At 72.5% G+C, this 21,483-nt stretch carries 18 protein-coding genes; 11 read left to right on the plus strand and 7 right to left on the minus strand.

The window, feature by feature from the left end:
• Positions 1-255: 255 nt before the first annotated feature.
• From ACFWW9_RS03770 to ACFWW9_RS03780, 3 genes are read left to right on the plus strand one after another with little or no spacing between them, the layout of a single operon-like run.
• On the plus strand, positions 256-3,297 hold the full coding sequence (locus ACFWW9_RS03770) for an arabinosyltransferase domain-containing protein (RefSeq protein ID WP_390371039.1): 3,042 nt from the start codon (positions 256-258) through the stop codon (positions 3,295-3,297).
• Positions 3,294-3,824, plus strand: coding sequence for a phosphatase PAP2 family protein (locus ACFWW9_RS03775; protein ID WP_390371041.1), 531 nt, complete (start codon positions 3,294-3,296; stop codon positions 3,822-3,824). The genes ACFWW9_RS03770 and ACFWW9_RS03775 overlap by 4 nt, the downstream gene beginning before the upstream one ends.
• Positions 3,821-4,726, plus strand: a complete 906-nt coding sequence (locus tag ACFWW9_RS03780; protein ID WP_390371043.1) for a decaprenyl-phosphate phosphoribosyltransferase — start codon at positions 3,821-3,823, stop codon at positions 4,724-4,726. The genes ACFWW9_RS03775 and ACFWW9_RS03780 overlap by 4 nt, the downstream gene beginning before the upstream one ends.
• Before the next feature lie 348 nt (positions 4,727-5,074).
• On the opposite strand, the gene ACFWW9_RS03785 is transcribed toward ACFWW9_RS03780, so the two are convergent.
• On the minus strand, positions 5,075-5,893 hold the full coding sequence (locus ACFWW9_RS03785) for a MerR family transcriptional regulator (RefSeq protein WP_390371044.1): 819 nt from the start codon (positions 5,891-5,893) through the stop codon (positions 5,075-5,077).
• A gap of 78 nt (positions 5,894-5,971) precedes the next feature.
• Between ACFWW9_RS03785 and ACFWW9_RS03790 the strand changes: the two genes are divergently transcribed.
• Positions 5,972-6,631, plus strand: coding sequence for an HAD family hydrolase (locus ACFWW9_RS03790; RefSeq protein ID WP_390371046.1), 660 nt, complete (start codon positions 5,972-5,974; stop codon positions 6,629-6,631).
• Between the two features lie 10 nt (positions 6,632-6,641).
• Positions 6,642-7,604 (plus strand): TIGR03557 family F420-dependent LLM class oxidoreductase, encoded by a 963-nt coding sequence (locus ACFWW9_RS03795; RefSeq protein WP_390371047.1) that lies wholly within the window; start codon positions 6,642-6,644, stop codon positions 7,602-7,604.
• 10 nt (positions 7,605-7,614) lie between these two features.
• On the opposite strand, the gene ACFWW9_RS03800 is transcribed toward ACFWW9_RS03795, so the two are convergent.
• Together ACFWW9_RS03800 and ACFWW9_RS03805 are read right to left on the minus strand one after the other, a co-directional pair.
• Positions 7,615-8,862, minus strand: a complete 1,248-nt coding sequence (locus ACFWW9_RS03800; RefSeq protein ID WP_390371049.1) for a serine/threonine-protein kinase — start codon at positions 8,860-8,862, stop codon at positions 7,615-7,617.
• Positions 8,863-9,035: 173 nt separating this feature from the next.
• Complete coding sequence (locus tag ACFWW9_RS03805; protein ID WP_390371051.1) at positions 9,036-10,376, minus strand: PucR family transcriptional regulator; 1,341 nt, start codon at positions 10,374-10,376, stop codon at positions 9,036-9,038.
• Between the two features lie 81 nt (positions 10,377-10,457).
• On the opposite strand from ACFWW9_RS03805, the gene gabT reads away from it, so the two are divergent.
• From gabT to ACFWW9_RS03830, 5 genes are all read left to right on the plus strand, one after another.
• Positions 10,458-11,753 carry a 4-aminobutyrate--2-oxoglutarate transaminase gene (gene gabT / locus ACFWW9_RS03810; RefSeq protein WP_390371053.1) on the plus strand — a complete coding sequence of 432 codons (1,296 nt, stop codon included), beginning with the start codon at positions 10,458-10,460 and terminating at the stop codon, positions 11,751-11,753.
• Positions 11,750-13,177: an aldehyde dehydrogenase family protein gene (locus ACFWW9_RS03815; RefSeq protein WP_390371055.1), complete on the plus strand. Its 1,428-nt coding sequence runs from the start codon at positions 11,750-11,752 to the stop codon at positions 13,175-13,177. The genes gabT and ACFWW9_RS03815 overlap by 4 nt, the downstream gene beginning before the upstream one ends.
• A 209-nt stretch (positions 13,178-13,386) precedes the next feature.
• Positions 13,387-14,388, plus strand: coding sequence for a LacI family DNA-binding transcriptional regulator (locus ACFWW9_RS03820; RefSeq protein WP_390371056.1), 1,002 nt, complete (start codon positions 13,387-13,389; stop codon positions 14,386-14,388).
• Positions 14,389-14,471: 83 nt separating this feature from the next.
• On the plus strand, positions 14,472-16,466 hold the full coding sequence (locus tag ACFWW9_RS03825; protein WP_390371058.1) for a hypothetical protein: 1,995 nt from the start codon (positions 14,472-14,474) through the stop codon (positions 16,464-16,466).
• A gap of 91 nt (positions 16,467-16,557) precedes the next feature.
• Entirely contained in the window at positions 16,558-17,022 is a 465-nt protein-coding gene (locus ACFWW9_RS03830) for a hypothetical protein (RefSeq protein WP_390371059.1), read from the plus strand.
• Between the two features lie 3 nt (positions 17,023-17,025).
• Here ACFWW9_RS03830 and ACFWW9_RS03835 read toward each other — a convergent pair whose 3' ends face one another.
• Positions 17,026-17,586 carry a TetR family transcriptional regulator gene (locus ACFWW9_RS03835; protein WP_390371061.1) on the minus strand — a complete coding sequence of 187 codons (561 nt, stop codon included), beginning with the start codon at positions 17,584-17,586 and terminating at the stop codon, positions 17,026-17,028.
• A 97-nt stretch (positions 17,587-17,683) separates the two neighbouring features.
• On the opposite strand from ACFWW9_RS03835, the gene ACFWW9_RS03840 reads away from it, so the two are divergent.
• On the plus strand, positions 17,684-18,514 hold the full coding sequence (locus tag ACFWW9_RS03840) for an oxidoreductase (RefSeq protein ID WP_390371063.1): 831 nt from the start codon (positions 17,684-17,686) through the stop codon (positions 18,512-18,514).
• 264 nt (positions 18,515-18,778) lie between these two features.
• Here the strand turns inward: ACFWW9_RS03840 and ACFWW9_RS03845 are convergent, their stop codons facing one another.
• The 3 genes from ACFWW9_RS03845 to ACFWW9_RS03855 all read right to left on the minus strand — a co-directional run bounded on the left by ACFWW9_RS03845 (position 18,779) and on the right by ACFWW9_RS03855 (position 21,262).
• Positions 18,779-20,656, minus strand: a complete 1,878-nt coding sequence (locus ACFWW9_RS03845) for an NACHT domain-containing protein (RefSeq protein ID WP_390371065.1) — start codon at positions 20,654-20,656, stop codon at positions 18,779-18,781.
• Positions 20,653-20,964, minus strand: coding sequence for a hypothetical protein (locus tag ACFWW9_RS03850; RefSeq protein WP_390371066.1), 312 nt, complete (start codon positions 20,962-20,964; stop codon positions 20,653-20,655). Before ACFWW9_RS03850 ends, ACFWW9_RS03845 begins: the two co-directional genes overlap by 4 nt.
• 121 nt (positions 20,965-21,085) lie before the next feature.
• On the minus strand, positions 21,086-21,262 hold the full coding sequence (locus ACFWW9_RS03855; RefSeq protein WP_390371067.1) for a CsbD family protein: 177 nt from the start codon (positions 21,260-21,262) through the stop codon (positions 21,086-21,088).
• Positions 21,263-21,483 lie beyond the last annotated feature (221 nt).

Here is a 21,483-nt window from a genome sequence, read left to right on the forward strand (position 1 = left end):
GAGACCGATGGATCTCGTTCCGCCGCTGGTAGGAGCGCTCAGGACAGTTCACCTCGCAGCACGCGGACAGGGGGATGGCGGAACCATAACGGGCAGGGGAAGGCGCGGACGACCCCGTTCCGGGTCCGTAACACGGTCCTCACGCGGTTAACGCAATCGTTGCAGCGCGGCCGGTAACGGCGTTCCCCACGTAATTGAGCACCACTAGCTTCACGCCTCGTCGATGACTATCCGGCCTACTGAGGACCACCACGAGTGACGACAACGATTACCCCTGCGCCCGAGATCGAGTCCACTCCCCCGCGGCGTCGGGACGGGGTGGCTCTCCGGGCGATCGTCCTGGTCGCGGGCGTGCTCACCGTGCTGTTCGCGGGGCTGCTCCCGCTGGCGCCGGTGACCGTGAACGACCCCACCGTGAGCTGGCCGACGGACGCCTCGGCGCCGCGGTCCACCAGCCTCGCGCTGGGGGCCTACAAGCCGTTGGGGCTGGACGTGCGGTTCAGCTGCGCGGCGGCCCGCGCGGCCGGTGACTCCGGGGTGGTCCTGTCCACCATCGATCCGGGCGTCCCCGTGGTGGGCGAGCGGGGGCTGGCCATCCGCAAGGAGGGCGAGCGGCTGCTGATCCAGGCGACCGGCACCACCCTCCTCGACACGGCCCTGCCCGCCGGTGACTGCTCCTACCAGGTGCGCGGCGACCAGAACGGGCTCGCGGTGCTGCGCGACGGCACCGAGGTCAGCCACGGCGGGGCCCTGCCGGACATCCACTCGCTGGCCACGACGATCACCGCGATCAGCGGTGGGACCGCCGACGACCTGTCGGTGCGGGTGCGGGTGGACGACCAGTTCACCACCAGCCCGTCCACGGCGAAGGTCGTGCTGATGGTGCTGCTGGCGCTGGCCGCGCTCACGGCCGTCGTCGGGCTGGTGCGGATGGACGTGCGGGTGTCGGTGCCGCGCACCAGGTTCCGGCCTCGGCTCGTCGACATCGTGGTGCCCGCGGTGATGGTGCTGTGGGTGTTCCTCGCGCCGATGTCCGACGACGACGGCTACTACAGCGCCATGGCGCAGAACGTGCCGGTCACCGGGTACGTCGGCAACTACTACCAGCTGCTCAACCAGGGCTTCACGCCGTTCGCCTGGTTCTACTACTTCCTCGCCAAGTGGCAGGCGCTGTTCGGCATCGCGCCCGTGGTGCTGCGGATCCCGGCGCTGCTGTTCGGCCTGGTGACGTGGTTCGCGGTCCGCTGGTTCGTCGCGCAGGCCAAGGTGATCCCGGCCGCGTGGTCGCAGCGGAGCCCGTGGGTCGACCGCGGCGCGCGGGTCGTGCTCGCGTCGGCGTTCCTGGTGTGGTGGCTGCCGCTGGACATGGGCGTGCGGCCCGAGGGCGTCGTGACGATGTGCGGCGCGGTCACCCTGCTGGCCGTGGCGAAAGCCGTGGAGTCGCGGCGGTTGACGCCGATCGCCGTCGCGGTCGGCGTGGCGGGTGTCGGGTTCTTCGCCCATCCCACGGGGTTCACCGTGCTGGCGCCGTTGATCGCCGGGCTGCCGTTCCTGATCCCGTTGCTGCGCAAGGGTGACGCCGACTGGAAGACGGTGCTGGCGCGCACGCTCGGCGTGCTGTCGCCCGGCGCGGTGGCGATGGTGTTCGCGTTCTCCGACGGCACCCTGCGGGACTTCGTGCACGCGCAGGACATCTTCATCCGGATCGCCGGTCAGGACAGCTGGTACAGCGAGATCGCGCGGTACACGTTCCTGCTCAACGCGAGCGACCCGATGGCGAACTACGCCAAGCGCGCGCCCGTGCTGCTGTGCCTGGTCGCACTGGTGTGGTTCGTGGTGCTGGTCACCGCGGCCCGCGCGCGGCGGGTTCCCGTGCCACCACGGCTTTCCCTGGCGGGGTGGTCGACGCTGTTCGCGTTCCTGCTGCTGTGGTTCACCCCCAGCAAGTGGACGCACCACTTCGGCAGCTTCTCCGGCATCGGCTCGGCGTTCCTGGCCCTGGTGCTGGTGGGTTCCGTGCCGCTGGTGCGGGAGTTGACCCGCGACCGCAAGATGTCCGTGCCGATCGTGGCGGGCGCGGTGGTGAGCGTGTCGGCGATGATGGCGCTGGCGTTCCACGGGGCCAACAAGTGGCCGTACTCGTGGCTGCTGGGCATCCCGAACCCCAACGTGTCGCCGGGTGTCTCGGTGATCCGGTTCGACAAGCCGTACTGGGGTGTCATCGCGATCGTGGTGGTGGCGTTCCTGGTCGCGCGCAAGCTGCCGCACTGGCGGAAGCTGTCGGTCGTCGTCGCGATCCCCGTCGTGGTCGTGCTGTTCTTCCTGGCGAACATCTCCTACCTGCTCGGCGGGTTCACCTACGCCACCGCACAAACGCTCGGCACGTGGTCGCCGTGGGCGGCCAACGTCCGCGACCCGCTGGCCGCGGACTGCGGCGCGGCGCAGGAGATCGACGTCCTCGACGTGCGCGGCGCGCAACCGCTCGCGGCGTTGGCCGGTCAGCCGCCGGTCGCCTCGGACGCGTTCGCCGAGGGCCGCGGCTGGTTCGCCTCCGCTCCCCCGCCCGCCGGGGCTGCGAGCGCGACGACGTGGGGCAGCCTCGTCCAGCGGCCCGGCCAGGCGTTCCCGGAGCAGACCGTCGGCACGATGACCACGCCGTGGTTCGTGCTGAACGGCGGACCGGACGCCACGGCCGTGCTGGTCGCCGGGATGCTCGGCCACGGCAACACCCTGACGGTCGACTACGGGACCACGGCGGGGAAAGTCCTGTCGAGCACGCCGTTGACCGACGCGCAGGACAGCGTCGTGTGGCGCAACCTCGTTCTGCCGCAAGCACCTTCCGGCGCGGAGACCGTGCGGCTCGTGGCGGTCGACGGGTCGATGGACTGGGGCGGCTGGCTCGCGGTCACCGCGCCGTCGACGCAGCGCGCGGTGCCGTTGAAGGACTACGTGCCCCGTGACGCCGCCGTCGCGGTGGCGTGGCAGTTCGCGTTCCTGTTCCCGTGCCTGCGCCAGCCGGAGCTGCGCGACGGGATCATCGAGCCGGTCTCCTACGCCGTGCAGTGGGGCGACACGGCCACCGCGGGCATCTCCGACGCGACGTGGCAGCCGGTCCGCGGCGGCCTCTTCGGCGACGTCCTGGTGTCGCAGTCGATCACCGCGCTGACCGCCCGGATGCACCACTTCCCCGGCGCGTTCCCCACGCAGGTCTACCAGACGCAGGCCCGCTACCCCGCGGGCCAGTACACCACCACCCACCAGCGCAAGACCCTGTTCGGCTGGGAGGCCATGTCATGACCGGCTCGGTGAGCGCGCGGGAAGCCGTCGCGTTGAGCGCGGTGCAGTCGGCGCTCGCGTCGCCACCCGTGGTGCGCGCGGCGAAAGCGCTGTCGCTGTTCGGCGAGCACAGCGGCGGGTGGTTCGCGCTCGGCCTCGTCGGCGCGGTCGTCGACCGCGACCACCGTCGCGAGTGGACGATCGCCGCCGGGTCGGTCGTCGCGGCGCACGCGGCGTCCATCGCGGTGAAGCGCGTGGTGCGGCGCAAGCGACCCGACCACCCGGACGTCCAGGTGCTCGCGGGCACGCCAAGCAAGCTCAGCTTCCCCTCCTCGCACGCCACGTCCACCACGACCGCCGCGATCCTCTACGGCGCGCTCACCAGGCAGCCCCTCACGCCCCTGCTGGTGCCGCCGATGGTGCTCAGCAGGCTCGTGCTGGGCGTGCACTACCCGAGCGACGTCATCGCGGGCTCCCTGCTCGGCGCGCTCGTCGCACGGGGCGTGCGCCACTACACAGCCCGTCGACCCGAACCGGAGGAGCGATGACCGTGGCCGTCCCCGCCGCAGTCCGTCCCGCGCCGTGGCGCACGTTCGCGGGCCTCGTGAAAACCGCCCGGCCGCACCAGTGGACCAAGAACATCCTGGTGCTGGCCGCCCCGTTCACGTCGACGCGGATCTTCGACGCGGACGTGCTGCGCTCAGCGGCGCTGGCGTTCGCCGCGTTCTGCCTCGCCGCGTCGTCCATCTACCTGGTGAACGACGCCAAGGACGTGCTGGCCGACCGCGAACACCCGAAGAAGCGCTTCCGCCCGATCGCCGCCGGGGCCGTGCCGGTCCCGTTGGCGTACGGGGCGGCGGTGGCGTTGATGCTCGGTTCGCTGGCCGTCGCGGCGGCGGCGAACTGGACGCTGGTCGTGATCATGGCCGTGTACCTGGTCGTGCAACTCGGCTACTGCTTCGGCCTGAAGCACCAGCCGGTGCTGGAACTGTGCGTCGTCGCGTCCGGCTTCCTGCTGCGGTGCATCGCGGGAGGCGTGGCGGCGTCCATCGTGCCGTCGCAGTGGTTCCTGCTCGTCACGGCGTTCGGCTCGCTGTTCATCGTGGCGGGCAAGCGGTACGCGGAGATCAAGCTCTATCAGACGACCGGCGCGGCCATCCGCCACTCGCTGACGAAGTACTCGGAAACATACCTCCGCTTCGTCTGGGCGACGTCGGCGGCGGTGATGAACATGACGTACGGCCTGTGGGCGTTCGAAATCAGCCAACGCACCCAAAACCACTGGGGCGCCCTGTCCATGGTCCCGTTCGTCATCGCGGTGCTGCGCTACGCCGTGGACGTGGACAGCGGCAAAGCAGGCGCCCCGGACGACCTGGCCCGCACCGACCACGTCCTCCAAGTGCTCGGGGTGCTGTGGCTGGGGACGCTCACGCTGGCGATCTACGTCTAACTCCCCGGTCTGCTCCCGCTTCCGACGGGAGCAGACCGCTGGCGACCCCTCGTCTGGTTTCGGTTGAACGGACCGTTCACCGGGATGGCTGTCGGTCCGCTCCGGGCAACATCCAGGTCGGCTTGATCGACCGGCAACACCGGCCGAACGGACCGTTCACACGCGTCGGCCGCGAGCGACAGCAGCCCACTGCCGCTCAACTCGGCCTGGTGATGCCGAAATGCCCAGGAACGGTCCGTTCACCGGTTGCCGAGGCCGATCCTGATCCGAGCAGCAGCGGGGTGAACGGACCGTTCACCCGAAACCGGCGTGCCCGAACGCGGTCGGCCGGTTCGGCACAGTGGTCCCTCACCGCAGCGGCACGGCGAAGTGGGCGTCGGGGCCGGTGCCGGTGCTCACGGGTTTGGGGACCAGTACCAGGCGGAGTGCGCCTGTGGGTTCCCTGTGGTGGGTCGTGGCCCAACTCGCCAACGCGTACAAGGCGAGTTCGGTGTGGGGGCCGCTGTCGCCTGCCGGGTCCAAGTGGACGAACGCCTCCTGGTGGGCCGGTTCCGTGCGGAGTGCCAGGTCGGGGAAACGGGTTGTCAGGTCTGGGGCCTCGGTGTCGGGGATGGGCCAGCACCACTCGACCGGGCCGTCGCTGTCGGTGCTCACCTCGCCGTGGTAGATCGTGAACGGGGCGCCCGCTACGCCCTCCAGGCGTGGGACGCCGCCGCGCCTCAGGCGGTGGATGAACAGTTCGCGTCCGGTGGGGACCAGGTCTTCCTCGTGGACCCGGCGGATCATGCCCAGCAGGGTTCGAGCAGGGATGTCGTGGACGATGATCTCCGGCATGGTCCGGGCCTCTCCGAGCAGGTGGGTGATCAGCGTGCGGCGGGCGGTGTGGGTCGACTCCGCCTCGGCCCAGTAGGCGCGGATCTCGGTGGCGGCGTCGACGGGGTCCAGGGACAGGACGGTCTTCACGCGGGACAAGGGCAGGCCGACGCGGCGCAGGGTGGCGACGAGGTGTGCCTGGTCCAGTTGGGCGAGGGCGTAGCGGCGGTAGCCGGTGGTCGGGTCGACGTGGGCCGGGACCAGCAGACCCAGGTCGGCGTACAAGCGCAGGGCCTTGGGAGACAGGCGGGTCAGACGGGCGAACTCGCCGATCGTCACGAAGGTCTGCTCCATCACCCGACTGTGCGCCTTCACCGGGGGTGAAGGTCAAGCGACGTTTCGACCGGCGCGAAGCTGGGGAACCGAACCGCCATGACGAACACGCTGCTGCTGGACGTGGACGGGACGCTGGTGGACACCAACTACCTGCACGCCGTCACCTGGGTGCGCGCGTTCGACTCCGTCGGGCTCGTCGTGCCGGCGTGGCGGGTGCACCGGGCGATCGGGATGGGCGGGGACCGGCTGGTCGAGGTGGTTGCTGGGGAGCACGCCGAGGCTCGGCACGGTGATGCCGTGCGGAAGGCGTGGGAGCTGGGGTTCGAGAAGGTGCTCGACGAGGTGCGGCCGCTCGAAGGGGCGCACCGGTTCGTCACGGCCGCGGCCACCGAGCACGGGTACGCGGTGGTGCTGGCCAGTTCCGGCAAGCGCGAGCACGTCGAGCACTACCTGGACCTGCTGGACGTCCGCGACGTGATCGCCGGGTTCACCACGGCCGAGGACGCCGAGGACAGCAAGCCCGCGCCGGACCTGCTCCAGATCGCCCTGGCGAAGACCGACGCCGAGCGCGCGGTCGTGGTCGGGGACTCGGTGTGGGACTGCGACGCCGCGCGGCGGATCGGGTTGCCGGTCGTCGCCGTCCGGACCGGCGGGTTCGGCGAGGCCGAACTGCTGGAGCACGGCGCCACTTTCGTCTACCGGGAGTTGGACGACCTGCGCGCGGACCTGTCCGACCTTCCCCTCGTCACCGTCTAGGAGGCCCCCGATGCGCATCGGCTACACGTTGATGACGGAGCAGGCGGGCCCTAGGGCCCTCGTCGAGCACGCCGCGAGCGCGGAGCGCGCCGGGTTCGACTTCGAGGTCATGAGCGACCACTACTTCCCCTGGCTGGACGAGCAGGGGCACGCGCCGTACGCGTGGAGCGTGCTCGGCGCGGTCACCGCGGTCACCGAGCGGGTCGACCTGATGACGTACGTGACGTGCCCGACCATGCGGTACCACCCGGCGATCGTGGCGCAGAAGGCCGCGACCGTGCAGGAGTTGAGCGGCGGGCGGTTCACCCTCGGCCTCGGGTCGGGCGAGAACCTCAACGAGCACGTCATCGGGCGCGGCTGGCCGCCGGTGAACGTCCGGCACGAGATGCTGGGCGAGGCGATCGAGATCATCTCCCAGCTGTTCGACGGCGGGTACGTCGACTACGTGGGCAAGCACTTCCGGGTCGACTCGGCGAAGCTGTGGGACCTGCCGGAACAGCGCGTGCCGTTGGCGGTCGCGGTGTCGGGCAAGCAGTCGGTGCAGCTGTTCGCGCCGGTGGCCGACACGATGGTCGCGGTGGAGCCGGACGCCGAGCTGTGCCGCGCGTGGGACGTGTTCCAGGGCGGCACGGCGCGGAAGGTCGGGCAGCTGCCGATCAGCTGGGGCGTCGACCGCGAGGAGGCGAAACAGCGGGCGCACGAGCAGTTCCGCTGGTTCGCGGGCGGCTGGAAGGTGAACGCGGAGATCCCCGGCACCGCCGGGTTCGCGGCCGCCAGCCAGTACGTGACGCCGGACGACGTGGCCGAGAACATCCCGTGCGGTCCGGACGTGGAGCCGATCGCCAAGGCGGTCGAGGAGTTCCGGGACGCCGGTTTCACCGACCTCGCGCTGGTGCAGATCGGCGGCGAGCACCAAGCGGACTTCCTGGACTTCGCCAAGGGCGAACTGCTGCCCGCCCTCCGCGAGGTCTGACACCGTCCACTCAGGACTGCGACGACGACGAGGGCGGCGGTGTCGACGGGTAGCCGCTCAGGGGTTTCGGGCACGGCGGCGGGCTGCCGTTCGCCATCGGCGGGGGCGGTTCCACGCCCTCCGGCAGCGGCGGGCAGCCGGGTGGCGGCTGGCGGCGCGACCCCGGCGGCGGCCGGACCACCGTGACCGTCTCGACGGCCGACCGGTCGCCGCCCCCGGAACCGCCGGAGCCGGGCTGCTCGCCCACGCGGTCGGCGGGGCCCTTGGTCGTCGCGAACGCCACCACGACGGCGATCAACGCCGCCGCGACCGCTCCGGCCAGCACCACGCCGATCCTCGCGGGCGCGCGCTTGGTCACCGGCGTCGTGCGGGTCGGCTCGTCGTCGAACGCGGCCTTGATGTCCGTCAGCGGCGGCACGCCGACGCTCGCCGTCTGGGCTTCCCGCAGCAGGTCCGCGCACTCGGCGGCGCGCGGTCGGCGGCTCGGGTCGGAGTGGGTCATCGAGACGAGGATCTCGGTCCACGGCTCCGGCAGCCCCGCGGGGACGCGCGCGGGCCGGGACAGCCGCGCCAGCGCCGCCTCCGTGTCGCCGCCGGGGTACTCCGGCTGCCCGGTGAGGCACTCCAGCAGCACGAGGCCGAGCGCGTAGATGTCCGTGGGCGGCGCGACCTCCCGGCCGCGCAACTGCTCCGGGGCGAGGTACCCGGCGGTGCCGACGAGCAGCCCGGACCGGGTCACGCGGGTGGCGTGCGCCTGCAGCGCCAGCCCGAAGTCCGCGAGGTACGCCTGCCTGCCGGTGTCGTCCAGCAGGATGTTCGACGGCTTGATGTCGCGGTGCACGATGCCCCACGCGTGCACGAAGTCCAGCGTGTCCGCGACCTGCGCGCCGATCCGCGCGACCAGCGACGGCGGGAGCGGCTGGCGCATCCGCTGGCGCAGCGTGCCGCCGTCGACGACCTGCATCACGTAGTACGGACGGCCGCGGTGCGATCCGGTGTCGAAGACGGTGACGACGCCGGGTGTGTGCAGCGCGGCGAGCATCTGCGCCTCGCGGTCGAGGCGGATCTGGTCCTCCGGCGTGGCGCCGCTGAGGAAGAGCTTGATGGCGACCGACCGGTCGAGACGGGTGTCCTTGGCGCGGTACACCTCGGCCATGCCGCCGGTGCCCAGTAGACCGCCCAGTTCATAGCGGCCACCGACGACTTTGCCACTCAGATCGCCGTCCCAGACGGCGGTCTCCTCACTGCGGCTGGTCATCCCCCGCCGGCCCTCCCGCTTTGCCCGTCACACACGAGCAACCTACCCGCCACGGAGCGAAGTTGCCCGTGTGGGGTCGAATCCATGATCTTCGTCGCTCGACCCGCCCAGCGCCAGCGGTTCGCGCAAATGCACGTGCATCTGCAAGGTAGTCGCCTGCCGCGCCCCGTGCGTTACTCCCCGAGGGCGAGCCACAACTCAGCGCGCACGCCAGGCGCGTCGAAAGACCTCCCGAGCAGGGATTCCGCCCTCCGAACCCGGTTGCGGAGCGTGTGCCGGTGCACTCCCAACCGGGCCGCGGCGGGGTCCCACTGGCCGTGGTGGGCGAGCCACACGCGCACCGACTCGCGCAGTTCGGCGGAAAGCGGTTGCAGCAGCGAATCCGCGAACGCCTTCCCCGCGCCCTCCGGCAGCAGGGCCATCAGCCCGACACCGGCCAGGTCCGCGAACCGGACCACCGGCGTCGACGGCCGGGCCGCCGCGAGCGCGTCGAGCGCCTGCCGGTACCCCTCCGCCACGCCGGGAATTCCCACGGGCAGGGAAACCCCGACCAACGCCCCCGGCACGGCGGGCGCGTCCGCCGCCACCACGACCACGTGACCGTCCACCTCCGCGGCGAACCCCGGCACGTCCTGCACCGGCACGCCGTCCAGCACCGCCACGACCAGCGGTTCGGCGGGCAGGTCCGGCACGAGGTCACCCTGGCCCGCCAACAAGAGGTGGAACTCGGCCGTGCGGGAGCGCCGCCGCGCGGAGTCGGACTGGGCCAGCGCCAACGTGAGCAGCGACGCGGCGGTCGTCACGATGCCGCGGTCGGCCGGGTCCCACGGCCGTTCCCGGCCCACCACCAGGAACCCCCGCCCGCGCCCGCCGAGCACCTGCATGACCACGTGCTCGCCACCGGTCTCGAACGCCGAGCTGGCCAGCCCGCCGGACGCCCGCAGCCGCGCCAGTTCCGGCCCGACGTCGGGCAGCGGCCGCGCGCCGAACGCGTGGACGGGCTCCCCCGCCGGGTCCAGCAGCACGACCCGCGCGTCGACCCACTGGCCGAGCCTGCGCACCACGGCCGCCACGCCGTCACGGCCGACCGCGGCACGGGTCAGCGCCCGCTGGGCCTCGCCCGCGCGGGTCAGCGCCGCGTACTCCTCCGCCGCCACCGCGCGGGACACGGCCTTGCTCAACGCGATGAAGGGGGTCGCGCGCGGCACCTCCAGCAGCGGCAGGCCCGCGCGCTCGGCCGCGGCCACCAGCCCCGGCGGCACGACCGCGTGGCTCAGCCCGGTGCCGAACCCCAGCCCCACCACGCCGACGGCGGCCAGCCGGTCGACGTAGGCGCGAAAACCCCGCCGCACGGCCAACCCCGTGGTCAGCAGCAGTTCGCCGCCCTCCAGGAACGGCGTGGGATCGACCAGTTCGGTGCCGTGCACCCAGGAGACGGCGCGGTCCAGCGCGCCCGCGCCCGCGAGCACCGGCAGGCCCAGCTCGTCGACCAGGGACGACAACGTCGGCGGCACACTCCAGTTTGTACAGCAGCGCACGGGGAACTGGCCAGATCCGACACTGCGGAGCGGCGGCCGCGCCACCATGCTGGAGCCATGACGCGACTGCGCACCGAACTGCCCGGTCCCCGGTCCCTGGAACTGGCCGCGCGCCGCAGCGGCGCGGTGGCCTCCGGGGTCGGGTCGACCCTCCCCCTCTACATCGAGTCCGCCGAGGACGGCCTGCTGGTCGACGTCGACGGCAACCGGCTGATCGACCTCGGCTCGGGCATCGCCGTGACGAGCGTGGGCAACCCCGCGCCCGCCGTCGCGGAGGCCGTGCACGAGCAGATCGACCGGTTCAGCCACACCTGCTTCATGATCACGCCGTACGAGGGCTACGTCGAGGTGTGCGAGCAGCTCAACGAGCTGGCGCCGGGCGACCACGCGAAGAAGACGGCGCTGTTCAACTCCGGCGCGGAGGCCGTGGAGAACGCCGTCAAGATCGCCCGGCACGCCACCGGCCGCACGGCCGTCGTCGTGTTCGACCACGCCTACCACGGCCGGACGAACCTGACGATGGCGTTGACGTCGAAGAACATGCCGTACAAGCAGGGTTTCGGCCCGTTCGCGCCCGAGGTCTACCGGGTGCCGATGTCCTACCCCTACCGCGACGGCGGCCTCACCGGCCCCGAGGCCGCGGCCCGCGCGATCGACCTGGTCGAGAAGCAGGTCGGCGCGGACAACGTGGCGTGCGTGCTCATCGAGCCGATCCAGGGCGAGGGCGGGTTCGTCGTGCCCGCCGACGGCTTCCTCGGCGCGCTCTCCGCGTGGTGCGCCGAGAAGGGCGCGCTGCTGGTGGCCGACGAGATCCAGACCGGCTTCTGCCGCACGGGTTCCTGGTTCGCCAGCGACCACGAGGGCCTGGTGCCGGACCTGGTCACCACCGCGAAGGGCATCGCGGGCGGTCTGCCGCTGGCGGCCGTGACCGGGCGCGCGGAGCTGATGGACGCCGTGCACGTCGGCGGTCTCGGCGGCACGTACGGCGGCAACCCCGTCGCCTGCGCCGCCGCGCTCGGCGCGCTCCGCACCATGCGCGAGAAGGACCTGTCCGGCGCGGCGCGCGCCATCGAGAACACGGTGCTGCCGCGGTTGCGGGCGTTGGCCGAGAAGACCGATCTGATCGGCGACGTCCGCGGTCGCGGCGCGATGCTCGCGGTCGAGTTCACCGAGCCCACGCCGGACGTCGCGGGCCGGGTCGCGAAGGCCTGCCACGCCGCCGGTGTGGTCGTGCTGACCTGCGGCACCTACGGCAACGTGATCCGCCTCCTGCCCCCGCTGGTCATCCCGGACGACCTGCTGGCCGAAGGCCTGGACATCCTCGAGCAGGCGATCCTGGGAGTGACGAAGTGACGACGCCGTACTGGGTCGCGGGCTCCGCGACGACGAGCGACACCGAGTTGGCCGTGCGCAGCCCCTACGACGGCGCGCTGGTCGGCACGACCTCGCAGGCGACCGCCGCCGACGTGGAGCGAGCGGTGGCCGCCTCCGAGGCGGTCGCGCCGGACCTGGCCGTGCTGCCCGCGCACGCCCGCGCCGCCGCGCTCGACCACGTGTCCCGCAGGCTGGTCGAACGGGCCGACGAGATCGCCGCGCTGATCACCGCCGAGGCGGGCAAGCCGGTCAAGTGGGCGCGCGTCGAGGTGACCAGGGCCGCCTCCACGTTCCGCTGGGCGGCCGAGGAGGCGCGCCGGTTCTCCGGCGACCTCCAGCGGCTCGACACCGACCCGACCGCGAACGGCCGGATGGCGCTGGTGCGGCGGGTGCCGCGCGGGCCGGTGCTGGGCATCGCGCCGTTCAACTTCCCGCTGAACCTGGTGGCGCACAAGGTCGCCCCGGCCATCGCGGTCGGCGCGCCGATCATCCTCAAGCCCGCCCCCGCGACCCCGCTGGTGGCGCTGCTGCTGGGCGAGCTGCTCGCCGAGACCGACCTGCCCGCGGGCGCGTGGTCCGTGCTGCCGGTGCCGAACGAGGTCGCCGCCGAACTGGTCGCCGACCCCCGGCTGCCCGTGGTCACGTTCACCGGGTCCGGCCCGGTCGGCTTCGGCATCCTGGACCGCGTGCCGCGCAAGCACGTGACGCTGGAACTGGGCGGCAACGCGGCCGCCATCGTCTGTCCTGATTGGACGGACATCGACTGGGCCGCGCAGCGGATCGCCACGTTCGCCATGTACCAGGCGGGCCAGTCGTGCATCTCGGTGCAGCGGGTGTACGTGCACCGGGCGGTCTACGACGAGGTGGCGGCGGCCGTGGTGGCGCACGTGCGCAAGCTCGGCACCGGCGACCCCTCGTTGCCCGGCACGGACGTCGGCCCGCTGATCAACCTGCCCGCCGCGGAACGCGTGCAGGAGTGGGTGTCCGAGGCCGTCACGGCGGGCGCGACCCTGCTGACCGGAGGCGACCGCGACGGTTCGACCGTCGCGCCGACGGTGCTGGCGGGCGTGCCGGAGGACGCGAAGGTCGTGGCCGAGGAGGTGTTCGGCCCGGTCGTGGTCCTCCAGGTCGTGGACAGCGTCGAGGACGCTTTCGACAAGGTCAACGCCTCCCGCTTCGGCTTGCAGGCGGGCGTGTTCACCCACGACGTGCGGGTCGCGTTCCAGGCGTCGGCGAAACTCGCGGTCGGCGGCGTGATCGTCGGCGACGTCCCGAGCTTCCGCGCCGACCAGATGCCCTACGGCGGCGTGAAGGAGTCCGGCCTGGGCCGCGAGGGCGTGCGGTCGACGATGGACGACCTGACCGAGCAGCGCGTGCTCGTGCTGACCGGGCTCGCCATCTGACCGTCCACACCGCACCCCTGCGACGGGCCCCGGAGCGCGACTTCGGGGCCCGTCGCCGTGTTCGGCACCGGATACCGGCCGGTCCGGAGACCTCCGAGGCGTTCCCAGTTTTACGAACCTGGTGTGCACCACAGGCTTGACGCCCCGATCTTGACGGGCCGCCGGATCCGTGGGCATCCTGCATGGCCGCCACGACGAGAGGAGCCGCCGTGCCGGTCACCATCAGGGATGTCGCACGCCAGGCCAGGGTGTCCGTGTCCACGGTGTCCCGCGCCATCAGCGCGCCGGACCTGGTCCGCGCCGACACCAGGGAACGCGTGCTGGAGGTCGTGCGGGGACTGGGCTACCAGCCGAACCCCGCCGCCCGCAGCCTGATCACCGGGCGCACCGGGAACCTGGGCATCGTGGTCCCGGACCTGGGCAACCCGTTCTTCCCCGCCGTGCTGCTCGGCGTGCAGGCCAGGGCCCGCGAGGCGGGCGGGTCGGTGTTCTTCTGCGACAGCGGGCAGGACCCCGTGCTGGAAGAGGAGCTGATCCGCACCATGGCCCGCCAGGTCGACGGCGTGGTCGTGTGCGCGTCGGCGCTGGACGACGAGACCCTCGCCGAACTCGCGACCCTCACCACGGTCGTGCTGGTCAACCGCGCGCTGCCCGGAGTGCCGTCGGTGCTGATGGACAGCGCTTCCGGCATGGCGGCCGTCGTGGAGCACCTCGCGGCGCTGGGGCACCGGCACTGCGCGTACCTCAACGGCCCGGTGCGGGCCTGGTCCAACCAGTTCCGCCGGACCGGCCTGCGGGAGGCCGCGCGGCGCACCGACGTCTCCCTGCACGAGCTGGGGCCCTTCGACCCGACGTTCGCCGGTGGCGCGCAAGGCGTCGACGCCGCGCTCGCGGCCGGGGTGACGGCGATCATCGCCTACAACGACCTGATGGCGCTGGGAGTCCTGAGCAGACTCGCGGAACTCGCCGTCAGCGTGCCGGAGCGGATCAGCGTCACCGGTTTCGACGACATCCTCTACGCGGCGATGTGCGGCCGTCCCCTCACGACGGTCGCGATGCCCGCCGAGGCCGCGGGCCGCGCGGCCGTCGAACTCCTGCTCGACCGGCTCGACCACACCGACGGAGCGCCGGGTCCCGCGCTCCGGGAACTGCCGACCTCGTTGGTCATCCGGGCTACGACCGCTCCGCCTGCCGGACCAGCCCACCGCTGAGACCTCCGACCATCCCCCCGCGCTTCCGGACTCCGCCTTCGGAGGTGCTCACGGGCCGACAGCCGTACGACTACGCTGCGTGCGTGACGTTCAGCGGATTCGACCCGGAACTGCTGGGCCAGCTCCGCGCGGCGGGCGCGCTGCGCGAGCAGACCTACCTGCTGCAACGGGTGATCCGCTCGATCGAGCCCGCCACCCTCCTCAGCCAGCACGCCGCCACCGTGGCCGGGCTGGCCGCCGAACTGCCCCGCACGCACGCCGCGCTGCTCAGCTACAGCGTCCTCGGCCAGCCGAAGGGCAGGCTGCTCAAGGCGTTGTGCCTCAACGCGGCCGCCGCCGTCACCCGCGCCGCCTCGGCCACCGCGCACCAGCCGTTGGTGCACTTCACCCACGCGCTGGCGGAGATCGTGGACTCGGTCGGCTACCACCAGGACGAGAAGCAGGGCCGGATCGAGGCCGCCGCGTTCGCCGCGCGGCTGGAGACCCTCATCGCCGAGCTGCCGAAGCTGCTGTGGACGCTGTTCCTCGACTCGTGGCACGCGGAGGCGACCTCGCCCGCCCGGTGGGCGCGGCTGGACCAGATCAGCGACGAGGTGGCCTGCCTGGTCGCCGCGACCGACCGCGACCCGGACACCCTCCAGCAGGAGCTGACCCACACCCTGGCCAAGCACGGCGCCGACCCGGCCGCGATCTGGCAGACCCTGAACCCGGACCGCGTGCGCCACCACGTGGCCTGCGTCGTGCACGGGGCGGGCGAGCTGTCCGGTCTGGCGGCGCTCGACCCGACCGCCCGCCAGTGGGCGACCGGCAAGCCGGAGAAGCTCGGCTGGGGTCCCGCCCGCGACCGCCTCCGCCAGTTCCTCACCACCGTGCCGACGTCGTCGACGACGTGCGTGGTGGCCGTGGACGTGGAGGCCGTGGACAAGGCCAGCGCCGCCCGCCTGGCCCGCCGCCGCGTCACCGAGCTGCTCGACCAGTACGTGGCGGGCCACCGGCTGCTGACGATCTCGCTCGACCCGCGGATGCTCGTGACCCGCGCGGGCACCGTGCGCAGCGACGAGCTGACGCCGCGCCGCTCCACCGTCCACCGCGCGTACCCGCTGGTGCAGCGCTGGCCCCGTGGACTCCGCGAAGGCCTGCGCATGGCCCACCTCGCCCGCACCACCGACTCCCCGCTCACGGCCGCCGCGCTGTCGTGGGCCGCGCTGGAAGCCTGCGGTGTCAACGAGAAGGCGTCGCAGCTCGCCGGAGTCCTCGCGCTGCAAGCGCTGCGCCAGCAGGTCGTCGAGACCCACCAACTGCTGCACCAGTCGGCGACGGCTGCGGACAAGCACGCCCGCAGCCGGGTCGGCACCACGCACCGCCGCGTCGTGAGCCTGCGCAAGGCCGTCGACCGCTGCGCCCCCGACCACCCCGAGCACACCCGGCTGCGCACCGCGCTTGCCGCCGCCGAGGCCCGCCACGACGAGGCCCAGCACCGGCACGCGGACCTGTCCGCCACCCTGCACGAACCGCTCGCCGTGGTCGCCCGGTACGCCACCCTCGACGACCACAAGTACCTCCTGGACGTGAACCGCTGGGTGGACGTCCTGCTGCCCGCGCGCGACGGCGATGTGCCAGACCTGCTGGACGCCAGGGCCGCCGTGCGCGACCTGCTCCCCCACGTAGCCCCGCTCGCCGCCCGCCAGGTCACCGACTGGCAGGGCAGGCTGGCGTCCGCGGGCGGCTGCGCCCGCTGGCTGGTCGTGACGCAGGAACGCATGCGCTCGCTGCTCGACGCCCTCTACAGCGCCCGCAACCTCGCGCTGCACTCCGGGGTGTTCCAGGCGACAGGTGACGTGGTGCTCGGCTTGGGCGGCCTGATGGTCGTCGACTTCACCCTCGAGGTGCTCGGCAACTGGTACCGCAACGCCACCGGACCGGACGCGGACGCGTCCCCGGTGGAGGTGGTGCGGGAACTGGCGTCCCGCCAGGAAAGCCTGTGCGCCCGGCTCCGCGACGCCCGCGGCGCGGCCCACCCGCTCAACGTGGAGTGGTTGACCAGCCCCAGCACCGCGGGCGCGTGGGACCGCGCCTAGCCGTTCGGCCCACCGGAAGGACCCGAACGCCGGTCCGGCACGCCTGTCCCCGCCGCTAGGCTCGAGCGCGGATGCCTTGGGGGGTAACGGGATGAAGAAGCTCGCGCACGTCGCAGGCGTGCTCACGCTGACCGCGGGACTGCTCACCGCCGTGTTCGCCGGGTCGGCGAGCGCGTGCAGCTGCCCGCCGGGCGGCGAGGGCGAGAAGTTCCAGCGGGCCGACCACGTGTTCTCCGGGCTGGTGCTCGCGAAGGTCCTGGAAGCCGGTGACCCGAGCACCTCGCTGGACGACCTCAACCGGTTCGTCCTGCTGGTGGGCACCGAGTACAAGGGCAGGGTGCCGCGCGTGGTGAGCGTGACGAGCGCCGTCCAGGGGGCGACGTGCGGCGTGGAGATGCTGGAACGGCGGCGCTACGTCGTGTTCGCCACCGGCGACGCCGCGGACCGGCGGGTGGAGGCCACGCTGTGCGGCGGCACCCGGCTCGCCGACAGCGGGCCGCCGGTCACCACCACGTCGACGCCGGTCACGACCACCTGCGCCACCGCAACGTCCTGAACCTCAGGCCGCGATCAGCCGCCGCACCGCGTCCACGACGACCGCGCGCCGCTGCTCCCGCCCGGCCGGGGCGAGCGCGTCGAACTCGGGGTTCATCGACGACCACGACGTGCACACCGCCTGCACCAGCGCGAGCAGCGCGGCGGGCGGGTAGTGGTCGGGCAGGACGCCGTCGGCCTGCGCGCGGGCCAGGTCCGCCAGCCGGTCGCGGTTGACGCCCACGACCGCGTCCAGGTGCGCGCTGCCCGGCCGTTCCAGCCGGTACCAGACCGCGAGCCGCTGGGCGTGCGGGTTCTCCTCGAAGTAGTCGTGGAGCCGTCCCGCGTAGCCGGGCAGGTCCGCCGCGTCGAACGGCACGCGCTCCAGGAACTCGGCGACGTGGGCGGTGAACACCGCGTCGAACAGCTGGTCCTTGCTGCCGTAGTACGCGTACAGCATCGCCTTGTTGCACCCGGCGACCTCGGCGATCCGGTTGACCCGCGCCCCGGCGATGCCCAGCTCGGCGAACTCGGCCGTGGCTGCCTCGAGCAGGCGTTTCCTGGTGCGCTCGGCGTCTCGGATCATGCCGCCCAGCGTACCAACCAAACGGTCGGTTGACAGACGCCCCTCACGGGTGTTCCCTGGGATGTATCCAACCGGTCGGTTACAAGGAGGGGCGATCATGCCCAAGACCTGGCTCATCACCGGCGGCTCCCGCGGTCTAGGCCGGGAACTCGCCACGGCGGCGCTGGAGCACGGCGACCACGTCGTCGCCACCGCGCGCCGCCCGGAGCAGCTCGACGACCTGGTGGCGAAGTACGGCGACCAGGTGCGGGCGGTGGCGCTGGACGTCACCGACGCGGCCGCCGCCCGTGCCGCCGTCGACACGGCCGTGAACGCGTTCGGCTCGCTCGACGTGGTGGCGAACAACGCCGGCTACGCCAACTCCGCCCCCATCGAGGAGATGACCGACGCCGACTTCCGCGCGCAGGTCGAGACGAACCTCTTCGGCGTCGTGAACGTCACCAGGGCCGCCCTGCCGGTGCTGCGGCGGCAGCGGTCCGGCCACTTCCTCCAGTTCTCCTCGATCGGCGGCCGCGTCGGCGGCACGCCGGGCATGGGCGCGTACCAGACCGCCAAGTACGCCGTGGAGGGCTTCTCCGAGGTCCTGCACAACGAGGTGGCCCCGTTCGGCGTGAAGGTCACGATCGTCGAGCCGGGCGCGTTCCGCACGGACTGGGGCGGCTCGTCGATGACCATGTCCCCCGTCGGCGAGGACTACGAGCAGACCGTCGGCGCGCTGCACCGCTACCGCGCCGACGCCGACGGCAAGCAGCCCGGCGACCCCGCCCGCGCGGCCCGCGTGATCGTCGACGTGGTCGCCTCGGACGACCCGCCGCTGCGCCTCCTGCTCGGCTCCGACGCCGTCCGCACGGCCGCCGAGTCGTCGGTGAAACGGGCCGCCGAAGCCGAGCGCTGGGCGGGGATCGGCAGGTCGACGGACTACGCGTGATCGCTCGGATGTGACGTGGGCCATATCCGTTGCCGGGTTCGGGATTCGCGCTTAGTTTGGTCGTACACGAGGAAGGAGGTGGTCCGAAGTTGTGTAGCTATAGGACTTTTCGTGAGGTGTCCGTCCGCTAGGACCGCCCGTTAGGGACCCTTTCCGGAGCGGCCTGGCGAGTTCCAGGCAGGCACCCGACCCCCGGCACCCCGAGCCCAGTCCAGCTCGGCCCGCACCCTCGGTGCGGGAACAGGTCCGGGGGTCGCTCCATATCTACGACCGGTTCCGGTAGGTGCGGGCCAGGTAGTCCTGAAGCCCCGCGTGGCGGAACTGGTAGACCGATCCGACCGCCCGCAGGAGCCCCAGGCGGTGGGCGTCGTCGAGGAACGGCATCAGCTTCCGCGGCAGCAGTCGGCGGCGGGACAGGGTCCCCACCGCGGCGAGGTACGCGAGCCAGGCGTGGTGGTCGCCCGCGAGGAGCCCACCGGCGACAGCCGCCCCCAGTGCCGCGAAAGCCCCGAAGGCGAGCCCTTCGACGATCCCGTACACGGCGGTGATCGTGACCAGGACCGCGAGGCCGACGAGCACGCTGAAGACCAGCAGGCGCAGCAGGTTGAGCCTCCGGTCGGCCACCAGGTGGCGCGGCGGCGAGGTCGCCTGGTCGGTCGCCGCGGGCGTCTCGGCCCACTCGGTGATGCCCGTGCCGATCGCGTACAGCACGCTCCCGCCGAACAGGGCGGCGGCGAGCACCCACAACGGCTGTAGGCCGAGGGACGCCAGGAGCACGCCGATCGGCACGGCCGCGGACAGGTAGACGGCGGCCGTGGAGCCCACCGCCCGCAGGAGCCCGGCCAGGTCGGTCAGCCGCTGCCGGACGTGACCCGGTTCGCTCATCGCCCACCGGTCCGCCGCGTACCCGGCCCCCATCCCCGTCGACACCCCGAACACGACACCGCCGAGCGCGCTCCCCTCGGGGATCAGCCAGGACCCGATGACGACGAGGCTCGCGGTGGCGACCACGGCCGTGATCGCGCCGAACAGCAGGCGGAAGACGGCGGTCGGGTTGCCGGTGGTCCTGGCGAGCCGCCACCACGCCAGGTCGGTCCTGTCCCCGACGAGGTCCGCGAGGTAGCCGAGCCACCGCGTCACGTCGGCGGGCGCGTAGGCGACCTGGTGCAGCCGGACCAGCGCGGGGATCAGGGCGGCGTACAGGTGTTCGCGCAGTGCGGACGCGTCGGCGAACCTCTCCGGGTCCACCAGGTCGCGCGGGTCGGTCTGCGCGGAGGAGATCCGGACCAGCCAGAGCCCCAGCGGCGACGAGACGACCTCCGCCAACGCCTCCGGCGGCCCGGCGGGATCGCGCAGGGCCGCGGGCACCTCGGCGACCAGACAACGTTCCAGGTAGTCGGCGGCGGCGGACGGGGTCAGCGGATCGGGTTCGACGACCAGCGCCGCGGCCGCCGCGGCCGACCCGCGCACGGCGTTCCGGTACTGGTCCGTGCGGCAGGTGAGGATCAACCGGTCGTCGCGGTCGGAGAAGTCGTCGAGGCTCCGCAGGAGCGAGGCCAGCGCGGGTTCCGGCAACTCGTCGAGACCGTCGACGACCGGCAGGACCCACGCCCGGTCGACGAGGTCGGTGTGCGCCGACAGGCCGTACTCCCGCGCGCCGAGCGCCGGGTAGTCGTGGACGAGGCTGTGGGCCACCCACTGCCGCACGGTCAGGAAACCGGGGTCCCACGTCGAGGCCGCCAGCAGCACCGGGACCGGGTCGTCGGGGCGGTCCTTCCGGACGTCCAGCAGGTCGCGCACCAGTTGCACGGCGAGCGTGGTCTTCCCGCTGCCCGCGTCGCCGATGATGACGAGCCTGCCCCGGAACGCCTCCACCAGCGGGCCCGGGTCGTCACCGCGGAACACCAGGTCGGGCGTGTGCCACGACACCGGCATCGACTCGGGGTTGTACAGCGTCCGGCGGATGGCCTCGTCCCGCCACTGCACCGCCACCAGCTCGGCCAACCGCTCCCGCGCCGCCACCAGCGGCGTCCGCGGCTCGACACCGAAGTACATGATCCCCGTGTTGGCGATCCCGCCGCCGCTCGCGACCGCCGTCCCGCTGCGCCGCACCCGGCCGGAGAACCACCGCGGCCCGCTCACTCCACACCGGTGTTCGCGTCGCCACCGGCCCGCGCGTTCCCGGTGCGCTTCACCCGCGCCGACGTGGCACCGCGCACCCCCGTGTTCGCCCGCCCACCGGGCCCGGCGGTCGCGTCACCGGTGTCGGACACCACGATCCGGCCTCCGGTGCGCAACCCGGCCCACACGGCCACCCCGACCGCGGCGACGGCGGCCAACGCCGACGCGATCACCGCCACCTTGTTCGCCGAGTCCCACGACGCCACCGCGAACCAGACACCCAGTCCCGCCGTCACCAGGCAGGTGATCACCACCACCGCACGACCCATGCCAGCTCATCGCGCGGCCGGCCCACGGCGTGACGGTCCGCGCCGAATGTTCCACCCCACCTGGAAACGCCACAACGCCGCCGAACCCGGTGAACGGGCTCGACGGCGTCGGAGTTGGCGGTCAGTCCTTGCGGAAGGCGTCCTTGACCTTCTCGGCGGCCTGCTTCAGGTCGCCCTTGGCGCGCTCGACGCGGCCCTCGGCCTGCCACTGCTCGTTGCCCGTGGCGTCGCCGACAGCTTCCTTGGCCCGACCCTTGAGCTCCTCGGCCTTGTTGCTGATCTTGTCGTCGGCACCCATGACGGTCCTCTCCGCTGGCAGTACGTCCGAGCTTCGGGTACCCGCGGCGACCGGAGGTAAACGGCGAACGGCCGGTGTACTACGGTGATCGTTAGCGGTTGAAAAGCCAGCCGCAAGCCATCGGGTGTCCTCCTCCGGAGGGCACCCGTGTCAGCGAGGGACGACGGCAGTGTGCCGTTGTCGCGCGGTGGGCTTGCCTGAGCTTTCCGCTGGCCGTCTCT

Source organism: Umezawaea sp. NPDC059074 (assembly GCF_042738955.1).
Classification (GTDB): Bacteria; Actinomycetota; Actinomycetes; order Mycobacteriales; family Pseudonocardiaceae; genus Umezawaea.

Bases quoted from the DNA above. Each gene is read 5' to 3' on its own strand.
- ACFWW9_RS03785 (WP_390371044.1), bottom strand. From the start codon at position 5,893: ATGGAGCAGACCTTCGTGACGATCGGCGAGTTCGCCCGTCTGACCCGC.
- gabT (WP_390371053.1), top strand. From the start codon at position 10,458: ATGACGCGACTGCGCACCGAACTGCCCGGTCCCCGGTCCCTGGAACTG.
- ACFWW9_RS03850 (WP_390371066.1), bottom strand. From the start codon at position 20,964: ATGGGTCGTGCGGTGGTGGTGATCACCTGCCTGGTGACGGCGGGACTG.
- ACFWW9_RS03855 (WP_390371067.1), bottom strand. From the start codon at position 21,262: ATGGGTGCCGACGACAAGATCAGCAACAAGGCCGAGGAGCTCAAGGGT.
- ACFWW9_RS03775 (WP_390371041.1), top strand. From the start codon at position 3,294: ATGACCGGCTCGGTGAGCGCGCGGGAAGCCGTCGCGTTGAGCGCGGTG.
- ACFWW9_RS03830 (WP_390371059.1), top strand. From the start codon at position 16,558: ATGAAGAAGCTCGCGCACGTCGCAGGCGTGCTCACGCTGACCGCGGGA.
- ACFWW9_RS03795 (WP_390371047.1), top strand. From the start codon at position 6,642: ATGCGCATCGGCTACACGTTGATGACGGAGCAGGCGGGCCCTAGGGCC.
- ACFWW9_RS03780 (WP_390371043.1), top strand. From the start codon at position 3,821: ATGACCGTGGCCGTCCCCGCCGCAGTCCGTCCCGCGCCGTGGCGCACG.
- ACFWW9_RS03790 (WP_390371046.1), top strand. From the start codon at position 5,972: ATGACGAACACGCTGCTGCTGGACGTGGACGGGACGCTGGTGGACACC.
- ACFWW9_RS03840 (WP_390371063.1), top strand. From the start codon at position 17,684: ATGCCCAAGACCTGGCTCATCACCGGCGGCTCCCGCGGTCTAGGCCGG.
- ACFWW9_RS03835 (WP_390371061.1), bottom strand. From the start codon at position 17,586: ATGATCCGAGACGCCGAGCGCACCAGGAAACGCCTGCTCGAGGCAGCC.
- ACFWW9_RS03800 (WP_390371049.1), bottom strand. From the start codon at position 8,862: ATGACCAGCCGCAGTGAGGAGACCGCCGTCTGGGACGGCGATCTGAGT.